Source organism: Rugamonas violacea, from assembly GCF_016461825.1.
GTDB lineage: Bacteria > Pseudomonadota > Gammaproteobacteria > Burkholderiales > Burkholderiaceae_D > Rugamonas.
Window position 1 is genome coordinate 152,948 of record NZ_JAEMNU010000113.1, and the last position, 7,340, is coordinate 160,287.

The 7,340-nt window shown below is 67.1% G+C and carries 5 protein-coding genes; all 5 read left to right on the top strand.

Annotated features, from left to right (window positions below):
• The first annotated feature begins 286 nt into the window (after positions 1 to 286).
• Genes H7U20_RS20365 through H7U20_RS20385 form a run of 5 tightly spaced genes read left to right on the top strand, consistent with a single transcriptional unit; the run spans position 287 to position 7,331 of the window.
• Positions 287 to 1,501: an MFS transporter gene (locus H7U20_RS20365; RefSeq protein WP_199760961.1), complete on the top strand. Its 1,215-nt coding sequence runs from the start codon at positions 287 to 289 to the stop codon at positions 1,499 to 1,501.
• 47 nt (positions 1,502 to 1,548) lie between these two features.
• On the top strand, positions 1,549 to 2,679 hold the full coding sequence (locus H7U20_RS20370) for a LuxE/PaaK family acyltransferase (protein WP_199760962.1): 1,131 nt from the start codon (positions 1,549 to 1,551) through the stop codon (positions 2,677 to 2,679).
• Position 2,680: 1 nt separating this feature from the next.
• The gene (locus H7U20_RS20375) at positions 2,681 to 5,140 is read left to right on the top strand and encodes an acyl-CoA reductase (protein WP_199760963.1); all 2,460 of its coding nucleotides are present in this window, start codon (positions 2,681 to 2,683) and stop codon (positions 5,138 to 5,140) included.
• The gene (locus tag H7U20_RS20380) at positions 5,137 to 6,414 is read left to right on the top strand and encodes a phenylacetate--CoA ligase family protein (RefSeq protein WP_199760964.1); all 1,278 of its coding nucleotides are present in this window, start codon (positions 5,137 to 5,139) and stop codon (positions 6,412 to 6,414) included. The genes H7U20_RS20375 and H7U20_RS20380 overlap by 4 nt, the downstream gene beginning before the upstream one ends.
• Positions 6,411 to 7,331: a GNAT family N-acetyltransferase gene (locus tag H7U20_RS20385; RefSeq protein WP_199760965.1), complete on the top strand. Its 921-nt coding sequence runs from the start codon at positions 6,411 to 6,413 to the stop codon at positions 7,329 to 7,331. Before H7U20_RS20380 ends, H7U20_RS20385 begins: the two co-directional genes overlap by 4 nt.
• Positions 7,332 to 7,340 lie beyond the last annotated feature (9 nt).

Sequence of the window (7,340 nt, forward strand, 5' to 3'; positions counted from 1 at the left end):
AAAAGATGCCGTAAGTGATATTTGGATTTGACAATGCCTACCCTGTCGCGGTTACACTGTTTACTATTCATGCAATGTTGATAGTTTAATAAATACAAGGAGATGCGCGGGAAATACCTCCCAATACCCGGTAATCGGCCATCCATCAGGGTCGGATGCCAGGCGCCAGCCGGCGTATTCCACAAGAATCGCAGTTGGCCCAATTGTTCAAAATTGAATTCTATTTCTACATACAAGGTAAGAAATGTCTCTCAGCACGTCCCTCTTCTCCCGCTCGCTCGTCCCCATGGCGCCGCGTCAGGCTTTGCTGTTTTGCCTGCTGCTCGCCGCCTTTGAACTACTCACCTATGTCGCCAGCGATGTGGTGATGCCCGCCATGCTGCATGTGGTGCGCGATCTGCACGCCCCGTCCAGCCATGTGCCACTGGCCTTGAACGCCTATCTGCTCGGCGGCGTCGCCTTCCAATGGTTGATTGGCCCGCTGTCCGACCGCTACGGCCGCCGCCCCATGCTGCTGATCGGCGCGGCCGGCTTCGCGGCGGCCTGCCTGCTGGCGCCGTGGATCGGCGACATTCATTTTTTCCAGGGCCTGCGTTTCATCCAGGGCATCGGCCTGGGCTTCGTGGTGGTGGTCAGCTATCCACTCCTGCAGGAAAGTTTCCGTGAGACGGACGCGCTGCGCCTGATGGCGATCCTGGCGAATATCGCGCTCTTGTCGCCGCTGCTGGGCCCCTTGCTGGGCAGCATGTTGCTCGAAGTGATGTCGTGGCGCACCCTGTTCGTCTGCGTCGGTGGCCTGGCCATCCTGACCTGCTTCGGCCTATGGCGTTTCGCGCCTGAAACCATCGGCGTCGCGCGCGTCGACGGCGAGCGGCTGGCGCCGACACCTTTGCATCTGGCCAGCATTATGGCCAGCTATGGCGAGCTGCTGCGCAATGCCAAGTTCATGCAGGGCAGCCTGGCGCTGGGCCTGCTCAGCATTCCCCTGATCAGCTGGATCGGTTTATCGCCCCTGCTCCTGATGCACAATCTGCAGATGGATGCGATGAGCTACGGCTTGTGGCAACTGCCGATTTTCGGCGGCCTCATCGCCGGCAATCTGGCCCTCAACTACGCCGCCAGCCGCTTCGATCTGGCCACCTTGATCCGCCTCGCCCTGCTGCCGATTGTCGGCGGTCTGCTGCTGGCGTCGGCAGGCACCTTGAGCACCGGCACCCTGCTGGCCTTGATACCGGGCATGGTGCTGTATGCCTTCGGCATGGGCATCTGCAACGCCTCGTTGTATCGCCTGACCTTGTTCGCCAGCCCGAGCGGCAAAGGCACCGTCGCGGCGATGCTGGGCATGATTTCCATCGCCACCATCGGCCTGGGCAGCGCCACCTTGGCCGCGCTGGGCGCCGGCGGCAACCTGGCGACCTTTGCCGTCGCCGCCAGCATCCCGGTCGGCGCCGCGCTGTGGCCCTTGTGGCGGCTGCTCAGGCAACAAGCCGTCGTCGCCTGAGATTTCCTTATCACCTGATTCCGTCCCATCCTCCCTAGGAGATTACCGTGACTGCACTTCCCCACGTCGATGCGTTCTGCGCCATCGCCTCGCCCTACCGCGCCGATCCCGAGTGCGACCAACTGTTCGACGCCGCCATGCGCGAGCTGAGCACCTACCATTGCGCCCACACGCCCGGCTACGCCGAGTGGCTGGCCGCCAACGGCGTGGCTCAACATGACTTGGCGCAATTGCGCGACTGGTCGGCGCTGCCGCCGCTGTTCGCCAATTATTTCAAGCGCCGCCTGTTGCTCAGCAGCTCAGGCGAAGACGCCCTGGAATTGACCTCCTCCGGCACCACCGGACAGAAAAGCCGCATGCGCTACGATGCCCGCAGCATCGGCGCCGCCCAGGCCATGGTCGATCGCATTTTCAATCACTACGGCTGGAATACCCCCGACACGCCCTGCAACTACCTGCTGCTCAGCTACGAGCCGGCCGGCGCCATCACCGTCGGCACCACCTACACCGACCAGTTCCTGTGCAAATACGCGCCGGTCAATCGGGTCTCGTATGCCCTGCGGCACAACGGCCACGGCAACGAGTTCGACCCCTTCGGCGTGATCCGCACCTTGCAGGAATTCGCCGAGGAAGGACTGCCGGTGCGCATCTTCGGCTTCCCGGCCTTCCTCTGGTTCACCCTGGAACGGATGCGCGAGATGGGCCTGCCGCCGTTGCAACTGCACCCCGACTCGCTGGTGTTTCTCGGCGGCGGCTGGAAAACCCACGCCGACCAATCGATTCCCAAGGCGACCTTGTACCAACGCCTGGGCGAGCAACTGGGCATTCCGGACCAACGCTGCCGCGACGGCTACGGCGCCGTCGAGCATCCGGTGCCCTACATCGAATGCCCGCGCCACCGCTTCCACATTCCGTCCTACGCCCGCGCCTTCGTGCGCCACCCGGCGACGCTGGCCACGCAAGCCTATGGCGAACGCGGCTTTTTGCATTTCGTCTCGCCCTTCATCACCTCCGCGCCGGCCCACAGCATCGTGGTGAGCGACATGGCCACCCTGCACCCCGGCCACAGCTGCGGCTGCGGCATCGAAACCGACTGGTTCGAGCTGCACGGACGCGCAGGCAACACCAAAAGCCGCAGCTGTGCGCTGGCGGCATCCGAATTGATCAAGGAGTCCTGATATGTATCTCGCCCATGGCACACTGATTCCCTCGGCCCAGGCCGAGTCCACCCAACTACTGGCGGCGCTGCAAGCGCGGCTGCCGGCCACGCTGGCCGCCCGCTTCGACGTCGAGACGGTCCTCGCCTGCGCCGAGCGGTTTGCCGCCTGGCTAAACGACGCTTCGGACGAGGCCGACTGGCTCGCCATCGACGCCGCCAGCCGCGCCGCGCTGGGCGCCTTTTGCCGCCGCGACGCGCTCAGCGCCAAGCTCACGCGCGAACTCGGCGAAACGCCGTTCTCGCTGCGCCGCATCGCCTACGACCGGCCGCAGTTCGAAAGCTGGCGGCCGCTGGGCCTGGTGGTGCACATCACCCCCGCCAACGCCGCCCTGCTGCCCTTCTTCGCGCTGCTGGAAAGCCTGCTGGTGGGCAACGTCAACTGGTTGCGCCCCAGCGGCAGCGACGACGGCCGCACCGCGCCGCTGCTGGCGGCTTTCCTGCGCCACGACCCGAGCGGCACGCTGGCCGACTATCTTGCCGTGCTGCCCCTGCCGAGCCGCGACCTGAGCGCCCTGTTCCAGCCCGCCGACGCCATTTCGGCCTGGGGCGGCGCCACCGCGCTGGCGGCCATCCGCCTGCAGGCGCCGGCCGGTTGCCGCTGGATCGACTGGGGCCACCGCATCAGTTTTGCCTACCTGGTGGCCGGGGCCGCCGACGCAGCGCAACTGGAGGCCCTGGCCGACGAAGTCTGCCGCCTCGACCAGCAAGCCTGCTCCAGCCCGCAATGCGTGCTGGTCGACAGCGACCAGCCCGAAGTGTTGCGCCACATCGGCGAGCAACTGGCCCAGGCGCTGGCGCGCCGCGCGCCGCACTGGCCGGCGCTGGTGCCCAACGAACAGGAAGCCGCCGAGATCACCACCCAGGTGGCGTTCGCCCGCCTCGACCAGAGTTTCGGCGACGTCGCCGGCCAGGTCTGGCAAGACCAGGGCTGGCGCGTCGTCTGGGCGCACAGCCCGGCGCTGGCCGCCTCGCCGCTGTTCCGCACGGTGCAATTGCGGCCAGTGCCGCGCGCGCAACTGGTCGCCGTACTGCAACCATGGCGCACGCAACTGCAAACCTGCGGCCTGGTCGCGGCCGCACACGAGCTCGGCGAATTGAGCCAACTGCTGCTGGCCGCCGGCGTCAGCCGGGTGGTCCCGCCCGCCGCCATGCACGACGGCTACCACGGCGAGCCGCACGACGGCGTGTACGCGCTGGCGCGCCTGGCCAAGCGGGCCTCCGTCACCTTGCCGGCCCACACCCTGGCCGGCCTGGCGACGCTGGATCTGCCGCCGCCGGCGCCGGCCGAGTTGGCCAATCAGCCCATCATGGGCAAGATCGACTTCCAGCGCAACGGCGTCAACGCCCAGGCCCAGCTGTTCTTCCGCAGCGGCGGCAGCAGCGGCGAGCCCAAGCTGGCGGGCTTCAGCTACCGCGACTACCACCGGCAGATGCGGGCGGCGGCCGACGGCTTGTTCGCCGCCGGACTCGATCCGCAGCACGACCGGGTCATCAACCTCTTGTACGGCGGCGAGCTGTACGGCGGCCTGCTGAGCTTCTTCACCATACTCGACAAACTGTCGGCCGCCCATTTCCCCATGGGCGGCCCGGCCACCGAGGATTGCGGCGACATCGCGCGCCTCATCGTCCAGCAGAAAATCAACACCCTGGTCGGCATGCCCGGCACCATCCACCGGCTGTTCGTGCAGCACGAAGCCATGCTGCGCGAATACGGCGGGGTCAAAAAAATATTGTTGGGCGGCGAGCATTTGAACGATGCCCAGCGGGACTTTTTGGCCAGCTTCGGCATACCGCTGATACGCTCGGCCATCTACGGCTCGGTCGACGCCGGTCCGCTGGGCCATGCCTGCGCGGCCGGCGCGGATGGCGTCTTCCACCTGATGGCCGACACCCAGTGGCTGGAAATCGTCGACCCCGAACATGACCGCCCCGTCGCGCCGGACGGCGTCGGCCGCCTGCTGTTCACCTCGCGCGCCCGCGAGGGGCAAACGGTGGCGCGCTACGAGCTGGGCGACCTGGGCCGTTGGCTGCCCGGCGACTGCCCCTGCGGCCAGGCCGCGCCGCGTTTCCAACTGTGCGGACGGCACGGCCAGCTCATGCGGGTCGGCACGGTCTACCTGAATCCAACCCGGATGGCCGAGCAGATCGGCGCCCCGGTGCAGTTCCTGATCGATTACGCGGCCAACGGCTGCGACCGTATCCAGGCGCAGGTGGAGGGCGATGTGGAGCATGCCCGCAGCCGCATGTTGCTGCACCCCATGCTGGAGCAGGTCATCGAGTGCGGCTTGTTGGAGCTGAACGTCGTTGCCAGCCAGGCCAGCCAGTTCATGCGCCATCCACGCAGCGGCAAAACGCCGCTGGTGCTGGACCGGCGCCGCGCCGCCGACGCCGCAAGCGCACCTGAAGGAGAGACAGCATGAACTCTGAGATACAAACGCTGGTGTGCCACGCACGCCGGCACGCGCCTTTTTATGCCGAGCTGTACCGCTCGCTGCCGGCCAGCGGCTGGCAGTTGCAAGATTTGCCCTTGATCGACCCGGCCGACTATTGGCGGCATTCCATGCCGCTGGCGTCCTGGCCGGTGCTGACCGGCCCCATCACCGACGGCAACGTGTTCAAGACCGGCGGCTCCAGCGGCGACGGCAAACTCTCCGTCTACACCCGGGCCGAATGGAACGACTTCGTGCGCGCCTTCGGCGCCGCCCTGGGCACCCGCCTGCGCAGCGGCGACCGCGTCGCCAACCTGTTTTTCGCCGGCGACCTGTACACCAGCTTCCTGTTCATTCACAGCGCGCTGGCCGAATCGCCGGTGCCGGTCTGCGAATATCCGTTCACCGGGGCGATGGAACTGGCCGCCCTGGCAGAGGCCGTCAAGGTGCACCAGATCAACGTGCTGGCCTGCGTGCCGGCCCAGCTGATGCGCTTCGCCAGCCATCTGGCGGCCAGCCAGCAGGTCTTGTCCGGCGTCAGCACCGTGCTGTACGGCGGAGAAAGCCTGTTCGCCGATCAGATAACCCTGCTGAAACACACCTTCCCCAACGCGGTCTTCGCCTCGATCGGCTGCGCCGGTGTCGACTCCGGCCTGGTCGGCGCCAGCACGCCCGATTGCGCCTTGGGCGAACACCGCGTCTTCGACGGCGAGACGATCGTCGAAATCGTCGACGAGGCCAGCGGACTGGCGATACACGGCACCGGCCAGAACGGCCTGCTGGTGGTGACCAACCTGAAGCGCCGCCTGATGCCCTTGATCCGCTATCCGACCGGCGACCTGGCCGCCTGGTGCGAGCCGGCCGGCGCCGCGCAGCGCAAATTCGCCCTGCGCGGCCGCGCCAGCCAGGGCCGCCGGGTGCGGGTCGGCACGCTGTCGCTGTTCCCGGAGGATATCGACGCCGTGGTGCAGGAACAGGTCGGCAACATCCTGTGGCAGTTGGTCATCAGCCGCGCCGACGGCCTGGACCAGCTCGCCTTGCGGCTGGTGGCGGACCAGTACATCGAGACGGCGGTGGCGGAGCGGCTGCGCGCCGCCCTGTTGACCAGCTCGCCGCCGATCCAGGCCGGCATCGAGCAGGGCCAGTTGCGCTTGCGGGTCGAGCACTGCCCGCTCAGCCGCGCGCGCTTCCATCCACGCTCGGGCAAGCTGATGCGCATCGTCGACCAGCGCGACTATGCCGCCGCCGCGGAGAGCGTGACATGAGCCCGGCCAAGCAAGCCATCGTCTCCATCCGCGACTTCGCGCCGGACGACGCCGAAAGTGTCAGCGCCCTGTTCCGCGCCGTGTACGGCGACCGCTATGTGTATCCGGACGTCTACCTGCCGTCGATGATCCACCACAACAACGAGCAGCAACTCTGGCAATCCTCGGTCGCCTGCGTCGACGGCGCGATCGTCGGCCATGCCGTGCTGTGGCGCCATCCGGACACCCCCGACTGCGCCGAGCTGGCGCTCAACGTGGTCCACCCGAGCGCGCGCGGCATGGGCATCGCCACCATTCTGGGCCGCCACCTGTGCGAGCTGGCCCGCAAGCAGGGCTTGCGGCGGGTGACCATCAAGCAGGTGTCGTCGCACCGGCAAAGCCAGCGCCTGGCGCAGACGCTGGGTTTCCACACCATCGGCCTGCTGCTCGATTACGTCGCCTCGCCCTTCGGCGATAGCGGGCGCGAGAGCGTGGTGCTGGGCTGCCTGCCCCTGCAGCCGAGCCCCATGCCAGCCTTGCCATGGCCGCCGGCCTGCCGTGACTGGGTCGCGCCGATGGAGCGCCACTTCGGCACCCAAGCCGCCATTCCCGCCGCGCAAGGGCTGGTCATCGTGGTCGGCAGCCACGGGCAAAGGATAGAAGTGACCTTGAATCAGCCGAGCCCGGATCACCTGTCCGAAGTGGCCCGCATGCCGACGGGGCGCCTGATCTATGTCAAGTTGGCGCTGGACCGGCGCGCCCCGGCCGCCATGCAGGAACTGCACCGGGCCGGCTTTGCCTACGCCGGCATCATGCCGCGCGCCGGACGGGGCTGGTACGGCCTGATGCAACGCGGTTATGCAGAACAGGAGCTGGATTTGTATTGCCCGGTTTCCCGCGCGCTGCAGCAGGGCAGCATGAAGGCCGAGCTGGCTTAGGCACCCCAA

Excerpts from the sequence above, each read along its gene's own strand:
- H7U20_RS20365 (WP_199760961.1), top strand. The coding sequence starts at position 287 with ATGGCGCCGCGTCAGGCTTTGCTGTTTTGCCTGCTGCTCGCCGCCTTT.
- H7U20_RS20380 (WP_199760964.1), top strand. The coding sequence starts at position 5,137 with ATGAACTCTGAGATACAAACGCTGGTGTGCCACGCACGCCGGCACGCG.
- H7U20_RS20375 (WP_199760963.1), top strand. The coding sequence starts at position 2,681 with ATGTATCTCGCCCATGGCACACTGATTCCCTCGGCCCAGGCCGAGTCC.
- H7U20_RS20385 (WP_199760965.1), top strand. The coding sequence starts at position 6,411 with ATGAGCCCGGCCAAGCAAGCCATCGTCTCCATCCGCGACTTCGCGCCG.